12 protein-coding genes and 1 pseudogene are annotated in these 16,267 nt (G+C 47.8%); 3 read left to right on the top strand and 10 right to left on the bottom strand.

Annotated features, from left to right (window positions below; genetic code table 11):
• Positions 1 to 10 precede the first annotated feature (10 nt).
• Positions 11 to 2,554 (bottom strand): FtsX-like permease family protein, encoded by a 2,544-nt coding sequence (locus NC796_RS05315; RefSeq protein WP_310682783.1) that lies wholly within the window; start codon positions 2,552 to 2,554, stop codon positions 11 to 13.
• 3 nt (positions 2,555 to 2,557) lie between these two features.
• Positions 2,558 to 3,283 (bottom strand): ABC transporter ATP-binding protein, encoded by a 726-nt coding sequence (locus NC796_RS05310; protein ID WP_310682782.1) that lies wholly within the window; start codon positions 3,281 to 3,283, stop codon positions 2,558 to 2,560.
• 323 nt (positions 3,284 to 3,606) lie between these two features.
• On the opposite strand from NC796_RS05310, the gene NC796_RS05305 reads away from it, so the two are divergent.
• The gene (locus NC796_RS05305) at positions 3,607 to 4,242 is read left to right on the top strand and encodes an arylesterase (RefSeq protein ID WP_310682781.1); all 636 of its coding nucleotides are present in this window, start codon (positions 3,607 to 3,609) and stop codon (positions 4,240 to 4,242) included.
• A 121-nt stretch (positions 4,243 to 4,363) separates the two neighbouring features.
• Positions 4,364 to 5,272 (top strand): PIG-L family deacetylase, encoded by a 909-nt coding sequence (locus NC796_RS05300; protein ID WP_310682779.1) that lies wholly within the window; start codon positions 4,364 to 4,366, stop codon positions 5,270 to 5,272.
• 414 nt (positions 5,273 to 5,686) lie between these two features.
• Here NC796_RS05300 and NC796_RS05295 read toward each other — a convergent pair whose 3' ends face one another.
• The 3 genes from NC796_RS05295 to NC796_RS05285 all read right to left on the bottom strand — a co-directional run bounded on the left by NC796_RS05295 (position 5,687) and on the right by NC796_RS05285 (position 8,968).
• Complete coding sequence (locus NC796_RS05295) at positions 5,687 to 6,385, bottom strand: SIMPL domain-containing protein (protein ID WP_310682776.1); 699 nt, start codon at positions 6,383 to 6,385, stop codon at positions 5,687 to 5,689.
• A 78-nt stretch (positions 6,386 to 6,463) separates the two neighbouring features.
• Positions 6,464 to 7,912, bottom strand: a complete 1,449-nt coding sequence (gene cdaA, locus NC796_RS05290) for a diadenylate cyclase CdaA (RefSeq protein WP_310682774.1) — start codon at positions 7,910 to 7,912, stop codon at positions 6,464 to 6,466.
• Positions 7,913 to 8,014: 102 nt separating this feature from the next.
• Positions 8,015 to 8,968, bottom strand: coding sequence for a threonine/serine dehydratase (locus NC796_RS05285; RefSeq protein WP_310682772.1), 954 nt, complete (start codon positions 8,966 to 8,968; stop codon positions 8,015 to 8,017).
• A 197-nt stretch (positions 8,969 to 9,165) separates the two neighbouring features.
• On the opposite strand from NC796_RS05285, the gene NC796_RS05280 reads away from it, so the two are divergent.
• On the top strand, positions 9,166 to 9,777 hold the full coding sequence (locus NC796_RS05280) for a transposase (RefSeq protein ID WP_310682769.1): 612 nt from the start codon (positions 9,166 to 9,168) through the stop codon (positions 9,775 to 9,777).
• Between the two features lie 362 nt (positions 9,778 to 10,139).
• Here NC796_RS05280 and NC796_RS05275 read toward each other — a convergent pair whose 3' ends face one another.
• From NC796_RS05275 to NC796_RS05255, 5 genes and pseudogenes are all read right to left on the bottom strand, one after another.
• The gene (locus NC796_RS05275) at positions 10,140 to 12,902 is read right to left on the bottom strand and encodes a DUF5916 domain-containing protein (RefSeq protein ID WP_310682768.1); all 2,763 of its coding nucleotides are present in this window, start codon (positions 12,900 to 12,902) and stop codon (positions 10,140 to 10,142) included.
• An 83-nt stretch (positions 12,903 to 12,985) separates the two neighbouring features.
• Positions 12,986 to 13,798, bottom strand: a complete 813-nt coding sequence (locus tag NC796_RS05270; protein WP_310682766.1) for a DUF4097 family beta strand repeat-containing protein — start codon at positions 13,796 to 13,798, stop codon at positions 12,986 to 12,988.
• Between the two features lie 125 nt (positions 13,799 to 13,923).
• A pseudogene (locus tag NC796_RS26785) lies at positions 13,924 to 14,274 on the bottom strand (DUF4097 family beta strand repeat-containing protein); the annotation flags it as partial.
• Positions 14,275 to 14,803: 529 nt separating this feature from the next.
• Positions 14,804 to 15,610 (bottom strand): HEAT repeat domain-containing protein, encoded by an 807-nt coding sequence (locus NC796_RS05260; RefSeq protein ID WP_310682762.1) that lies wholly within the window; start codon positions 15,608 to 15,610, stop codon positions 14,804 to 14,806.
• Positions 15,607 to 16,167, bottom strand: a complete 561-nt coding sequence (locus NC796_RS05255) for an RNA polymerase sigma factor (RefSeq protein WP_310682761.1) — start codon at positions 16,165 to 16,167, stop codon at positions 15,607 to 15,609. Before NC796_RS05255 ends, NC796_RS05260 begins: the two co-directional genes overlap by 4 nt.
• Between the last annotated feature and the right edge of the window lie 100 nt (positions 16,168 to 16,267).

The following is a 16,267-nucleotide window of genomic DNA, read 5'->3' as shown; positions in this document are numbered from 1 at the left end:
CGTTCCACAATCAAGCGGTTTCCAGGCGAAGTACTTCCAGTGGAGGTCGTTGATACACACTTCGGCTGTTGAGCATTCCAATCAGGATGGTAAGTGCAGCAATTGAGAATGTACCTATGATTATGACCCAAATGTTAGGGATGAACGTCAGGTCGAAGTAGAAGTAGCCGAGCAGCCAAGTGGAGAGCACTGATAGGATAAGTCCCGTAAATGCCCCCAGCACACCTAAGAAGAAATACTCGATCGAGAGGATCTGGATAATCTGTTTACGGCTGGCTCCAAGGGTACGCAGCAGGACGCTCTCTTTAATGCGCTGAAAGCGGCTGATCGCCACCGAGCTGGCCAGCACAATCAGGCCAGTAAGAATACTAAATAATGCCATAAATTGAACTGCGAACGAGACTTTGCCCAGGAATTCATCCAGGGTTTGCAGGATCAGGCCGACATCGATCGCAGAAATATTGGGATATTTTTGAACGACCTGCTGCTGTAGTTGCGCTGATTCAGTACGCCCGGCTGTGCGGGTGACGATAACACCAATCTGCGGCGCCTGCTCAAGTACTCCTTTGGGGAACACCATGAAAAAGTTGGGCTGTACACGCTGGAAGTCCACTTCCCTGATGCTGGCGATATACGCCTTGATAGGCACACCCTGTACATTGAATGTGAGGGTGTCGCCAACTTGGGCATTCAAGTCCTCAACAATTTCCTGGGCTGCCGAAACGGGTACGAGACTGGTATCGGTGTCTACTTCTCCAATCCATTCCCCCTCCACAAGGGTTTCCGAATCGAGCAGGGAGTCTCTGTAGGTGGAGCGGTATTCTCGGTCGAGCGCCCAGCCCCGAATGCGGCTGGAGGTGTCCTCCCGAATTTCCTGCACTGTGCGCCCCTGGAAGGAAGCAATCCGCATTGTCACAATCGGGACATTTTGAAGTACCGGAATATCTTCCTGTTTCATAATCTGTTGCACCCCTTCGTTCTGATCGGGCTGTATATCGTAGAAAATCAGGTTGGGAGCATCATCCCGGGTGGCAAAATTTAGTTCACTCATCAGCATATCCTGGCTGAAGTAGAGCGTACTGATAAGCAGCATGCCGAGTCCCAGTGAGAGCAGCAGGGTCGCAGTCTGGTTATTAGGTCGGTACAGATTGGCTAGTCCCTGTCGCCACACGTAGGAGAATCCCGAAGGAAAATATTTTTTTACGCACCACATCAGACCTTGGGCTACTAACAGCAACAGACCAAAAGCGATAAGCATGCCCACTGTGAAAATCCCCCCGACCATCCAGTCTTCGGTAATCAGGGTGGCATATCCCGCAACGGTAAGAATAATAGTACCATAGATGCTCCACTTGGTCTTTTTCCCCAGCAGGTCTGTAAGGGACTCATCCATTGCACGGAGTGTATACAGGGGGGAGGCCTTGCGGAGCGAAAGAAGAGGCATCAACGCAAAGACAAGTGCCACGCCTGTACCGGTGAGCAGTCCCAGTGCTACGGCAAGCCAAGAGACCGTGAGCTCTACATCAACTGGCAAGAACTCACTGACCAGCTGTGGCAGCATAAACTGGATGCCAACCCCCAACACCGTCCCAATGAGAGCGCCGGCGAAACCCAACACCACGGATTGGATCAGGAATATAGTCATTGTCTGGTTAGAGGAAGCTCCAAAACAGCGCAGCACGGCGGCCGTACTGATTTTCTGTTTTATATACAGGTGAATGGCACTGGCCACCCCAATACCACCCAAAAGCAGCGCTACGAAGCCGACAAGGTTTAGAAATTTAGCAAGATTGCCGACTGCTTCTCCCATCTCTTCACGGCGTTCAGCCACATCATCATATCTGAGGTCGTGCTTATCCATGAAAGGATCTGTGCTCTCTCGCAGCTGGGCCATATCACGACCGTCATCAAACTTGAAATACATTTTGTATTCTACGAAGCTGCCGCGCTGTACCAAGCCGGTTGAGTCGACGAGAGAGTAGGGGATGAAAATACGGGGTCCCACCATAGAGATCGCAGCCGCTTCCCCCGGCACCTGCTCAACAGCACCCGCTATCTCAAACATGACATTGCCAATGCGAATCGAGTCGCCCACTTCTGCACCAAACTGGACCATGAGCGCATTATCGACCAGCGCTGCATTATTTTCCTCGTATGTGTTTATGGCTTGATCGGGATTCGTCAGAATTTCTCCGTAGAAGGGGAATCCGCCATCAATGGCGCGGATCTGGGAGAGCCGGGTGCCACCACTTTGAGGCAGATAGGCCATTGAATTAAACTCGATCATCTGCGACTGCACGCCACCCAGTGAATCGAAATAGGCCAGCTCTTCATCGGTGAAGGGGCGTTCAGCTTCAATTTCAAGATCGGCCCCAAGCAGTTCGCGGGACTGGTTGTCAATCGTGTTGGTAACACTTTCTCGAAAGGAGGTAATCGCTACCTGGGCCGCTACGCCAATAATGATGGCCGAAATATAGAGAAAGAGTCGTTTCTTGTTCGAGCGGGCATCGCGCCACGCCATTTTCCATGTCCAGGGAGACCAAAAGGGTGCCATCGATTACGCCTCTTTTACTTTAGCAGTGGCCGTTTCTTCAATCCATTCGTCGGAAGCGATTTTGCCATTCCTGAGCTGAATGACACGATCACATTTGTGCGCCAGTTCAAGATCGTGCGTAACAATCACGAGCGTGGTACCACTGGCCCTGTTCAGATCAAATATCAGGTTTTCAATTGTTTCCCCGGTTTCTGTATCCAGGTTGCCAGTGGGCTCATCCGCAAAAAGGATTTGTGGTTTATTGATGAACGCTCGTGCAATAGCCACACGCTGCTGTTCGCCGCCAGACAGTTGGGTGGGGTAGTGATTCAGGCGGTCTCCCAGTCCAACCTCTGTTAAAAGCTCTTTTGCATATGCATTAACCTCTTTGGTGGCCTCACCTCTCAACTCCAGAGGAACCATCACATTTTCAAGGGCCGTAAGTGTGGGTATCAGCTGGAACGTCTGGAAGACAAATCCTACAAAATCATTCCGTACAGCCGCGCGTTCGTCTTCATTGAGGTCACCGATATTGATACCGTTCAAAATAACTTGACCACTGGTGGGCCGGTCCAGCCCTGCGCATAATCCCAGCAAGGTCGTTTTTCCACTACCGGATGGGCCCACAATCGAGCAGACGGTTCCTTTGGCAACTGAAAATGAAACGGAATCTAAAACGGTTAGCTGTTTATCACCACTCTTGAACTGTTGAGTCAGCTTATTGATTTCGAGTATATTAGACGAGTCCATGCAATATGATATAATTATAAGTAGTTAGTGCGTTTGGGCTATACGGTTAGCTCACCCTTATAGTTGTACTTAAATATGTGTGCTGCAACGTTATTTGCTGTAGTTTAGATGATCACGTTAACTTATAAACCGAATTTGTAGGAAATCTGAACAATTGGTGCTTTTTTTCGATTATATTCATCTTTGTTGAAATTCCCCGAAATTTTGTTAAATGATCAGTAGGATACAACTAAAAACCGGGCCTTATTCATTCCCGGGATAAACGGAATTTCGTGATTACACGTTGAACTGTTGAATTGATAAAGAACACTTATATACTGACGATGAAACGTTTTATTTTTTTAGTCTCTGCTTTATTGCTGTTGGCCTATATGCCTTGTCAATCACAAAATGATGTCTCCCGGATACTTTTTTTTGGCGATAGTATAACTGCCGGCAATGGTGTTAATAAAGATGAAGCGTTTCCAGCCCTGATCCAAGAGAAAGTTGATTCCCTTGGATGGGATTTTAATGTACAAAACGGTGGCTTGAGCGGGGAAACCTCGGCAGGAGGACTCCGCCGTATTGACTGGATGCTGCAGCAGCCGGTAGATGTTTTTGTGCTTGAGTTAGGGGGTAATGATGGACTAAGGGGCATAGAGGTTAAAGCGACCAAAGAGAATCTTCAAAAGATCATAGAACGGGTCCAGAGCAAATATCCGGATGCACGGATTATCTTGGCGGGGATGCAGGTGCCACCAAACCTCGGGCAACAATACACCAGGGATTTCAAGCAGATGTATGCCGATTTGGCTGAGAAATATAACCTGCCTTTTATCCCGTTCATCCTGGAAGGGGCAGCGTTGGATCCAGACTTGATGCAGAACGATGATATCCACCCAAATGCAAAAGGCCATGAGATAGTAGCTGAAAATGTATGGGAAGTACTAAAGCCAGTTCTGCAAAACATGAGAAGTTGACAACCGGAGTTCTGATGGCAAACATACCGCTGCAAAAAATGAAATCTTGTTTTATCTTGGTTGCTTCATAAAGCGTTGAGCTTATTCTGATGACAATTCCAAACGGTAGATCTCACACCCAATGAAAAAGACAACTCCTCTATTTTTTCTTTTCCTGCTTCTCTTACTGTGTATACAACAACCTCTGAAAGCCCAAGAGCTTGATTACAAGCCAAAAGTGTTGCTGGTAACCGCCCATCCCGATGATGATGCTATCTATGCAGCTACCGTATTCAAAACCACCCACCTGCTGGATGGTGTGGCTGACCTGGCGATTATGACCAATGGAGAAGGGGGATACCGTTATTCTACACTGGGCAACTATATTTATGGCAAGCGGCTTGACAAAGAAGAGGTGGGACGAGCTAATCTTCCGGGAATACGTAAAAAAGAGGTAATGGCTGGTGGAGACATTGTGGGAATCCGGAATTACTACTTTTTTGAGCAGCAGGACAAGCAGTACACCGAGGACATTCAAAAAGCGCTGGACATGTGGGATGCCGAGTGGCTTGAAAAGAGGCTACAAGAGATTATTGAGGAGGAGCAGTACGACTTTGTATTGACGATGCTTCCCCAGCCCGGTACGCACGGGCACCACAAAGCCTCGGCGCTGCTGGCACTGCAAGCGGTGGAAAATATGCAGCCAGAGGAACGCCCTATTATTTTGGGGACAACCATTTTCCGGGAAACAGATGGAGAAACAGATTTTGAGATGCTGGAAGGATACCCGTTGACAAGCATTAGCCAGGAGCACGTCCCGCTGACCTTCGACCGCACTCAGAAATTTGGTTTCGAAGATCGCCTAAACTACAACATTATCGCTAACTGGGTGATTGCCGAGCACAAATCTCAGGGTACTATGCAGCTGTTTATGAACGGAGTCAAAGTGGAAGTTTACCTGTACTACGATATCAATCGAGATGAAGACTATGCCAAGGCCAAAGCCTATTTTGATGCTGTTAATGCCGCCGAGATGTATAAGCGGGATTGATTTCGAAGAATAATTTCTTTTTAAAAATTGGAAAGGCCGAGCGTCTGTAAAAATCCTCGACAATTCCTCATTCACCTCCCGGCCTAACGTAAATTTTGCTGGATAAGAGAGTGTAGCCGGTGCGTGAAGAAATCATTGCTGTCTGAGAGCCGCGGGGTTTGGCGGATCGAGTTCAATGATTTTAGCGGAGGTGGAGCGAACGCAGCGAAATTTACTAACGCCGGTGATTTTTTTGGTTCGTTTTTTTATCACTAAAAAAATGAACATTCCATAATCTGAGGGGGATGATGGTTTGCTTATGATCCGTTCCTGTGTTGCGACTGTTTCTATATACAGGTTTTGGGTAGATGGAACTGTTAAGACCTTAAAAGAATAAGTTCAGCCCACCAACAGGTGGACCGCACCAGTTCGTCGCTAGTTTATAATAAACTCCATCGTCACCGAGGCCTTTAATATTACCGTTTGATCGTACTTCATAAGGCTCTGGCTGTCAGCACTTCTCATCGCCATCGTTTCCATTTGCTGCCGGGGATACATCTGGCTTTCTTGGTAGTTGATGGATTTTATCCCCCCGAGCTTCAGGTCTGCCTCTTTTGCGATAATATCGGCCTTGTTTTTGGCCTCCTTGATGGCTTGGCGCAAGGCATCATCCTCTCCTTTGGTTTGATCTGAGGAGAGAAAATTACCATTGAACTGGTCAAAACCGTTTTCAATCAGGGTGACCTGGATTTTCTCATAAACATCAAAATTCTTGAGCGTCAGGCTAACCTGCTGGTTTGTGCGATAGACCGGTATCCGTTCGCGGCCCTGTCCGGCTCTAAACTCGTCGGTATAACCTTTATTAATGGAAATAGGCTGAAAGCGGATGTTCTCCTCGGCCACATCGTATTTATCCAGCAGCTTAACCAGCACTTTCTCCCGCTTTTTGTGCAAGTCATAAGCTTTTTGGGGGGTATCTTGTTCAGCATTGAGATTGATGTTGAATTGAATAATGTCGGCGGGCAGTTCGACCTCTCCGCTGGTTGTTATGGAGACTACATGCTCTTGCTGTTGTTGAGCATTGGAAATAGTTGCGATAAGAAAAAAACTAAATAGTGTGAGTAAGTAGCGCATATCAATTGGTTGAATAATTAGGATTTGTTGTCTAACGGAAATTCTCCGAGTATAGTCTGAATAATCATTTTTGGGGATTCAGTTTTTCTTTTCTTCTACAGTAATGTGAACCACTATCTGCGGCTTCGAGTCTTTAGGTAAGGACGCACTTTCCGGCAATATGAGCTCGCTGTTTACGGTTGTGGACCCGGTTACACTGCTCAGATCGATCGGTTTCACAGCTACGGAATCGATTTTTTGTCCCCGTTGAAGCAGTAGTGTCACCGTTGTTGGTTCGGGTCTTATTGACTGCAAACGGTATTGAGAAGGCAATGTCCCATTTCTCGGTACTTTAATTGGAACGGTAGCCTGTGTGAGCTTGGAACTGGTTATTTTCAAACTTCGGGGTGTCACGTTGTAGAGGTCCAGGTCGGACGGCAGGTTAAGGTTGTTCTCTGTTATTACCAGCGAGTCTGAATTTAAATGTTGGGAGTCCAGGTTAAACGAGATAACCAACTGTGATGGATTAAGCAGTTCAAAAGCCTGTTCGGGACCAAATAATGTAACCCGGGCTTCAATAGGCACGGAATCCTGCAGGACGACGTTGCTGGAATTTAGGTTCCGGTATTCTATAGGCACGGCATACGTTCGATATATCGTGTCCGCATTATAGGCAATGGCAAACCAGAGTAAAACGGCGAGCCCAACTGAAGTGATAGCTGTCCGCCAGTTTACCTGTTTCAGCCGGTGCGAGTTGCCGGTTTGCGTGAGATGATACTCCTTTTCAAAAGCGAGCAGTTTTTCCTTCAGCTCACTGGCAGATTCCAGCTGTTGAAGCTGGCCGCCTTGGGCAATGCTGATGACACCGCGCTCTTCTGAGACTACCACAACCAGGGCGTCGCATTGTTCGGAGAGTCCAAGAGCCGCGGCGTGCCGGGTTCCACCTTTCGAAATTTTATGCAGTCGCGTAGACAGCGGAAGGTGTGCGCCAAACTTGATGATTTTCCTGTTTTCCACCAGCACCGCTCCATCATGACCTGGCGCGGTGGGATTAAAAATACTGTGAAGCAATGAGAGGGAGATATCACCATGAATTTCAATGCCCCCGTTGATGTGCCGTTCCCAGTCCTCGGCGCCTTTAATTACAATTAGTGCACCGGTTTTGTTTTTGGCCATTTCCGAGGCCGCTTCCGCAATTGTGTCGCTGATGCGATGCTCGTCATCATAACCATCACTTCTTCGGAAACGCCACCGGCCGAGCTGGTCGATGAGCCTCCTGATATCGGATTGAAAGACCACAACCAAACCAATCAGGATAAAGATAAACAGACCCTCTATAAAGATTTCTGTTAAATACATTTCCGTAATTCGGGCAAGAATATATACCCCCACAAGCACTAACAGGCTTGTGATGGTGCGGCGGGAAGCACTTTTCCGGAACCAATTCAACAGCAGGTATAAAATGAGGGAGATGACCGCGACATCAAGGAAGTCTACGATGCGAACATTTTGGGCAAATGTCTGTAAGCTATTGACCAGTTCCGTCATACTTGTCCTGAATTATCCTCATCATTTGTTTTACCAATATAGGTTGATAAACTAATTACACACAATACAGATTTTTAACTATTGCAGCATGAGCTGGTTTCCTTAGAGAATATCTTTAAGTTGCTTGTATGAAATATTGGCCCCGCAGATGATGATAACACTGGTTCCTCCCTTGAACTGTTCAATTTCCTTTAGGAAGCTTGCCACTGCTACGGCCGCAGCTCCTTCCACCAATTTACTGTGCTTCGAAATCATCAGGCGGATCGATTCGGCGATCTCTTCTTCCGAAACAAGGATAAACTGTTCAACCAGCTCTTTGCAAAGGTCAAATGTAATGGAGTCACGCTCGAACCCTCCCGCTGACCCATCAGAAAGAGTAGGTTTGGATTCAATCTCTCGGTACGTGCCGGCCTTCACAGAGACGGACATCTCCGGTGAATTCCGGGGTTGGCACCCGATGACTCTTGTCTCGGGGGAATGTTGATTAACATAGCTTGCAATGCCTGAAATTAACCCACCGCCGCCAACAGTGGCAAAAATGATGTCCGGTGTCTCCAAATCCTCAAGTATCTCAATCCCGATGGTTCCCTGACCGCCAATAATTTGGGGATCGTTGTAGGGGGAGATATAGACCCAATTATCGTGTTCTTCCGCTAGATTTTTCGCATACAGTTCCGTTTTATAGGGGTCCTTTCCATAAAACGCTATCTCTGCACCATATTCTTTAATTCGTTCAATTTTAGACTGCACAGCGGTTTCCGGCAGATAGATCCGTCCATTAATGCCCAGGAGTTTAAGGGCACGAGCAAAACCTAAGCCGTGATTGCCGGTTGAGGCTGTGATAGGGAAAAATTTTGTCTCCTGTTCTTTCAGCCAGATCAATTTATTGAGGCTGCCGCGGGCTTTAAACGAACCGGTATATTGCTCGCTTTCCATCTTCAGGTATACCTTGCCATCGGCCAGCGAACTCAGGTAGGGAGAATGCAGGAGAGGTGTGTGCAGGATATGAGATCGTATCCTGTCGTTGGCAGCTGTGATTTCATCGTAGATGTTCATCAAAAACGGTTTACCCTTATTAGATTATTCGTGAGCTTTGTAAAAGAATATCGAAAACATTTTCTAAACACCTAAATGGGGAACTGTCCATCAGATTCGAATGAAAAGCCAGTTGGGACGTAGCATGCTATGTCCCAACAGTGCCAAGAGTGAGATATTTTGCAAATCATGAGATCAGTTAACAATTTTGAGATAAGATGCAAAGCAGAAACCTACCATACAGAAAATCAATTCGTCTGAAGGGATGGGATTACAGGAATCCCGGCTTGTACTTCATTACAATCTGTACCAAAGATCGGGCTCATCATTTCGGGGAGAGTCAGGATAGCATTATGGGGCTCTCGGTGCCGGGCTGTATGGCCTGGCATTTTTGGAGGCAGATTCCAGATCACCAGCCCCAAGTGGTATTAGATGAATTTGTGGTGATGCCCAATCACCTGCATGGTATTGTGGGAATTGAGTCCCAAGAAACAGATTCACAGGATAAACCGGTTGGGACGTTGCATGCAACGCCCGTACAAAATAAAGATGATGTTCAAGAAGTGATGTCGAATATCTCACCCAAAGCAGGTTCGCTGTCCACCATTATCCGATCTTATAAATCGGCCGTCACCCGGTGGTGTAACCGAAATGGCCATGAATATTTCGCATGGCAGTCTCGATTTTACGATCATATAATCCGCAATGAAAAGGCCCTGTATCGTATCAGGAAGTACATTTTTGATAATCCATTGCGTTGGCAGAAGGATCGGGAAAATCCGGAACAGGTTCATGAGCAAGCTGTTGAATATATGGCAGCCATTGATTAAAAATTGCTTTCGTACGGACGGACGTAGCATGCTACGTCCCAACAGTTACGAACCGATCGATTGACAATGAGTGAATCGTACGATTGATGCCAAACCAACCGATCGATTGATTTGTAATGAATCGATCGACTGATGGGGAACCAATCGATCGATTGCGGAGAAGCCAATCGTACGATTGGTAGAGAATCAACCGGTCGATTGAGGATGAGGCGAACGTACGATAGAATCGATATCAAGCTACCTGCTTACTACTCCTCCCAAAATACAAAAGCCTTCCAGGTCAGTGGAAGGCTTTTAATGCTTAGGTTATCTATGCTTAGAAAGTCAGGGCGACTTTCTAAATTCGTAATCTTAATATCGTATCAGGTACCCAGCCAGTAGCTGAGCTTAATTAAAAACACATTCGTAGGTTCAGAACCGAAAAGCCGGCTGAAATCGCGGCCGAGCCTAAAATCGTTGTTGGGGCCGGAGTTGGAGCGGTCGTGCTGCCAAACCAAGAACAAGGCAGCACCCGGTTTATACTCCCACCGAAATACGGTATTGCCCTGGATGGAACGGAAATTGTAATCCTGTTCCTCAAACGTAAATGAAGGTGCCGCACCGCTGCCGTCGGGATCAACGGTGTACTCCTCATCTGCTTCAGAATATTGGATGGAGCCTTGATCCTGCCCGTACACTGCAAACTCATACCAGCGCGGAGTGGTGAACTCCTTGTAGTTATAGAAATTGCCACTGCTTATGTAGGGGCGTGCATAGAGCTGCAGGCTGATGTTCGGGGTAAAGGTCCAGTCGAGACGGATGTTGGTCGACAGAAATGTCTGGTCAATATCTGCAAACACATACCGGGTTCCGTAGGTGCCTGTGGCCAGGGGATCATCAATGGCCGTGACATATTGGTCTGTTTCCGTACCACGGCCGAACTCAGGTTCAATCTCCAATTGGATAAAGGTTGTGGGTCGGAACTCCAGGCCAAACCAGACAACATCATCAAATTCGTTTTCTGACATCACCCTTCGCCGGAATCCACCGAAGTTAAAAGACAACGGCTTGGTTTGATCGGATCGGACGTTAAAGTTAAAATTCCAGTCACGGGGCCGCTGCGCTACCGGGCCACCGCGCGTCATCCGGTCGAAATAGGCATTTCCCGCATAATTGATGTTGAAATTGAAGGACCACAGGTTGTTAAACTGCATGTAAGAACCGACATTGTAATAGTTACCAATGCGATCCCCGTCATGATTCCAGGCCCACATCTCGTACGACCAAATTTCGTAATATCGAAGATGTTTGGGATCTGACTCCTCGTAACTGAGCACGAAGGCTGTGGCCCTGTAATCCGCACGGTTTTCGAAGCCCAGATCGTTGACCTCGTAACCCGGACTTACCTCGGAATAGGTAAGGGACGTTCGCCAGTTTCCACCACCGGATTTGCGCAGGCTTACTTCGGTAGCAAATCCACCGAGACTTGTTTTAGTGGGGTCGAGGGAGAGATTCTCAGCGTCTACCCGGTTGTAATAGCGGGCCGAAGATTTTTGGGTTTCGAGTATGGCCTCTTCTGTACCGGTAACTTGGCTCAATGAAAACGTCCCGCTGGCAGTCCAGTTCAGGTCATCCCAGTTGTGTTCAAAATCGACTCCTCCGAGGTATGCCGACTCATGCAGGAAGTTCTCAAAATAGCGGTCATTAACATTTCTGTTTACAGAGCTGAGAAATCCTCCTAAGTAGGTGTTACCTCCATTGAGATCTTTTTTAGTGCGTGCGACCAGGTAGTTCGTAGCCGGTTCAACGACAAAGCTGCCATCCCTTCCCGTTCCGATTTGATAGGGAGAAGATTCCTGCACGGTGTAGGCATCCAACAGTCCCACCGACCAGCCTGAACGGGTTTTGCCACTCAGTTTAGCCGCGGCGGCGATCGTCGTTTGGTCGGGTCGTTTGGTATAGGTGGAGGGATTATTACCGGGATTATACACCGAGTGACTGTTATAATCATTATACTTTTCCAAATTACCTTGTGGAGCGCGACCGATTCTGCGGGAGTAAAACGTGATCGGGTTGCCAAACGTGTTGTAGGTTTTGGTTTTCCCAAAGTTGAAGATCTCGTTTCCTTCAAGGAAGAAGGGTCGTTGCTCCCTGAAATAGGTTTCAAAGGCGCTGAGATTGATGACGGCGGGGTCCGCCTCTACTTGCCCGAAATCAGGATTAATCGTTGCCGTCAGCGTCAGGTCGGATGTCAATCCATATTTCAGGTCGGCACCAACCGAACCATTCATTTCATTGGCACTGTAAAACGGGTTGTCTCCCTCACTGGGAGCACGGGTCAGGCTGGTGGATCCATAGGGTACAATTTCCAGCTGCTTCGGCGCGGATATATTTTTGATGCCCTGTAATGTGCCGAATTGTGAGACAAATCCAGAAGACTCCTGCGGCGTGGGTGCCCAAAAGGAGATCTCTTCCTTGCGTGCAATCCGCCGCTGAAAGTTGATTCCCCACTCCGTTTCTATCTGGTCGCTGTTGGAACTGAAACGAAGCTGGGAAAGCGGGATACGCATCTCCACTGTCCACCCTTTCTCATCCATGCTGGTGGCGGCCTCCCAGACTGCATCCCAGCGGAGATCCTCATTGTCATCATCATAAAGCAGGATATCCTTGCGTACTCCTTTGGGATTTACCGCGAATGAGAACCCGGTGCGGTTGTCGTTGTAACTGTCAATAGTCACATAAAACCAGTCGCTGTAGGCCGAACCATCTTTTCGGAAGAGGGTGGCGGCAGCGGAATCCATCGCGGAGTCGTAGGCCCGGGCGCCTACAATGATGGCATCGGCGGTATAAATGATCCGGGCTTCGGTCTTTTCAGTTGCCGGCTCGCCGTCATTTGGCGTTCGTTGTGTGAAATCGGTTGCCACTTCAACCTGCTGCCACATCGCTTCATCCAGCTTTCCATCCAGATTGATAAGGCCTTCAGAGTCAAGTTTCGTGGTCTGGAGTGTATAGTTCACGGCTGTTTCGTTGCCGCGTTTAGCCTTGTCACCTGATTTTGACAGCAAGCTGGTTTCTTGGGCCATAAGCTCAATCGAGCTAAGCATCAGGACACCGAGAAAAGTGATACCACTTGTTAAAAATTTCATGACCCATTCCTTTAAATGCTTGAAAATATCTCTTCGTAAAAGGGAGGTTAAAAGTTGCACCTCCCTTTTATTTTTACATCGATTTACCGTTTGCGGATATAAATATCGCCTCTCATACTCTTAAACAGGTATTCAGGACCCCCACCATTGATATCCCCGTAGATCCAGTTGTTGACAGAGATCTTAAAGACACCGGAATCGGAAGAGCGTTTCCGGTCTCCCGTATCTTGCCGTATATCCATCTCGAAATCAGTAAATACTTCACCCCAGTCCGATTTCATTTTGGCTGATATTTTGGCATTGGCAGGTAGTGTCACGTCGATATCGCCATTCACGTTGCTGAACGCCATCGGCTTGTCTCCGGCCACTGCCTGGAAGGAAGCCGTGATGTCGCCATTGACGGTGTTTACGGAGGCTGAACCACCCACGTTATTGAGCGTCACATCGCCATTTACATGGCTGATTTCCAGTTCGCCATTAATGTTCTCGATCGTCAGGTCATCCCCATGCACCACGGAGAGCTGGAGTGAGAAATTCCGTGGCACAGAAATATCAAAATTGATAGCCCGCATGGGAGATACGCTGCTGATTTCGACATTGTTGTCATTCTCCTGCACCTCAAACCCGGTGCTGTTGCCGGATATTCGCCGGAGCCCGTCACGGGTTACTTCTCGTTCCTCATCGTCATCTTCATCAACGTCGCCGCCGTACCGGATGATGACCTCATCGCCGTCATAACCTGATACCTGTAAAGAGCCGCGAATTATACCGAGGCTCAGTTTGCCGGGCTCCCCGGGATTGCTAAGCGGCACGGCAATTTGATTTTGTGCAGCTGCCGGGTGAATTGCTATAAGGCAGAGGATAACTCCAAAAAGGATATAGTATTTAGCTTTCATAGTATTCAGTATTGGTTTTATGATTTAATTCGTTTGATATAGACATCACCATTGAGCACTTGGAATCGGTATTCAGGTCCACCGGCACCGATGCGCACAGGTGCGAACTGATCTACCCGGTAGGAGGTCGTCCCATTATTTCGATCTTTTGATTCTTCAAGCCTGGTGTTGAGTCGCGTTATGTCCTGGAAATCGGTGTAGAGGTCGCCGTGCATACTTTCGAAACGGATGTCAGCCGCCAGGTCTTCAGGGTAGAATACTTCAATCGTACCGTTGATGGTCTCGTACTTTGAGTTGTCGGTGGGACTGGAATGGTACCGCGCCCGGATATCGCCATTCAAGGTGGTGGCACGTGTTGTTCCACTAATCTCATTGAGTTCAATCTCTCCATTCACATTGCTGGCGATCAGCTCTCGGGCCATCATGTTGTGGATGGCAACACTTCCACGATTAATAGTCGAAATATTAAGATTCATTTTTAGAGGGAGCTTTATGTTGATATCAAATTTGAAATCATATTCCTGGTCCCAGTCGTCAATGCAGTAGCTTATCTTCCCATTACTTTTTTTAACCTGGATAAACGGTGCTTCGAGATAGATCAGAACCTGGTCGGCCTGTTCTTCCACAATTAGTTGCATCTCATTGAGACCACGATTCACGTCCTCTTTCCGATTAGCCTCAATCGTTTTTTGGGCCGTGATTTGGATTTCTTTCCCATTGTATCCCTCAACCGTCACAGAACCATTGATATTGAATACCTGCAAGATGTTTTCGGGATTCTGAAGGTTGGTAAACTCTGCTACTTCCTGGATGGTATCACTATTATTTTGTGAGTGTAATGTTTTAAAGGGAACCAATAATAGGATTAAGAGTCCTATCGTCATCCCCCTTAATCCCCCTTCAAAGGGGGACTTAAAAAATAGCTTGGGGACCTGAAATCCTGTGTTACTGCTTATCGGATTTGTCAGATTGAGTTGATCAGATACTTTCATTGTAATCTCCATTTCAGTTTAGTGCAGCAATGGTAGTCTCCAGCTTGTCACGAACCGTATTGTCCAGCTCATTGCGATCCAGCAGTTTTTTGAATTCGTCAACCGACTGTTTTTCCTGCAGTGTGAGCATGGCATCAGCGAGGGCTGACTGCACGATGGGCGACTCCTGTCGTGTGATGGAACTGACGAGCCCTTGCCGCACTTTTGCATTTGAAGCGTGTTGGACCAGCGCCTCCACTGCGGCCAGGCGTACGTTGACATTGGAGTCGTTGTTGAGCGTGCGGAGCAGGGCATCGATCACGCGGCTGTCCACAGAAGGTATCTCATTGCTGATGTTTACCGCCTTGAGCCGTTCGATGGGAGAGGAGTCGTCCAGCAGGCTGATCATCATCATTTCACGAAGCTGGTACACCTCCGTCGACAGCCGGTCGATCTGTTCATCCTGGTTGCTTATCGGCGCGTAAATGTCGCCTACAAGCAGGCCCGCCAGGAAGATAGAAACGGCATATGTCAGGTAGCGAAGCTGGAAACGATGTTGCACGTGGTCGAATACCATCGCAATTTTTGGCATCCAGCCTGTGTTTTGTTTCTGCATTTCAGCCTCCAGCATGCTATAGAAACGGTCGCCCAGGGCCGGCGTCGGCTCCGGCATCTCAATATGGCCCATCTGGCTATAAAGCGATTCCATCTCTCTGATATCCTGTAAGTCCATTTCTCCACTTTCGATGAGGCTATTGAATTCCTCTCGTTCACCCTCGGAAAGTGAATTTTGTAGGTAGCCGGTGATTAGTTCTATCTGTTTTTCGTTCAGACTATTCATAATTCTTCCTCTTTTCTTAGGTCGGACATAATCTCTTTCAGTTCGTTCAAACCCCGGAATACGCGAACTTTTACAGCGCTCTCGGTGCAATCCATAATCTCGGCGATCTCTTTGTATTTAAAGCCTTCAAAGCGGCTGAGAATCAGTGTTTGCTTCTTTACCGGATCGAGCCGGGCAAGTGCCTGTTTCAGCATTTGTTGCTCCCGGCCCTGGTCAGATTCAAGCTGAGGAACTTCCGAATCCCCCGGCAGAGAATCCCAATCCAGAGCATGCTCCTCATCCAGTTTTTCCATCTTTCGGTAGTGATCGGCATGCAGGTTGCGCGCAATCTGGAAAATCCACGTGGAGAAGTCGCCGTTGGCGCTGTAGGATTTGCGATACTTCAGGATCCGTTCAAACACGCCCTGTACCAGGTCTTCACTGACGTCCCGGCGCGCAGTCATCCTGTAAAAGAACCCGAACAGGCGACGGTTATAGCGTTCGAACAGCAGACCCAACTTATCCAGGTCGCCGTCCCTAACTTTTTCCATCAACGCTTTATCCGAGGTCGAATCCAATTGGTGTACCTTTTTTATTATTGCCTGTTCAATAGGGTACACTGGAGAAATGCAGAAAGGTTACAGGAAAAATAAGGATTGAATTTTGAGGGATTGAATG

It is taken from the genome of Aliifodinibius sp. S!AR15-10, from assembly GCF_031569985.1.
Classification (GTDB): domain Bacteria; phylum Bacteroidota; class Rhodothermia; order Balneolales; family Balneolaceae; genus JAMQKA01.
This window is presented reverse-complemented; position numbering and strand designations above follow the sequence as displayed.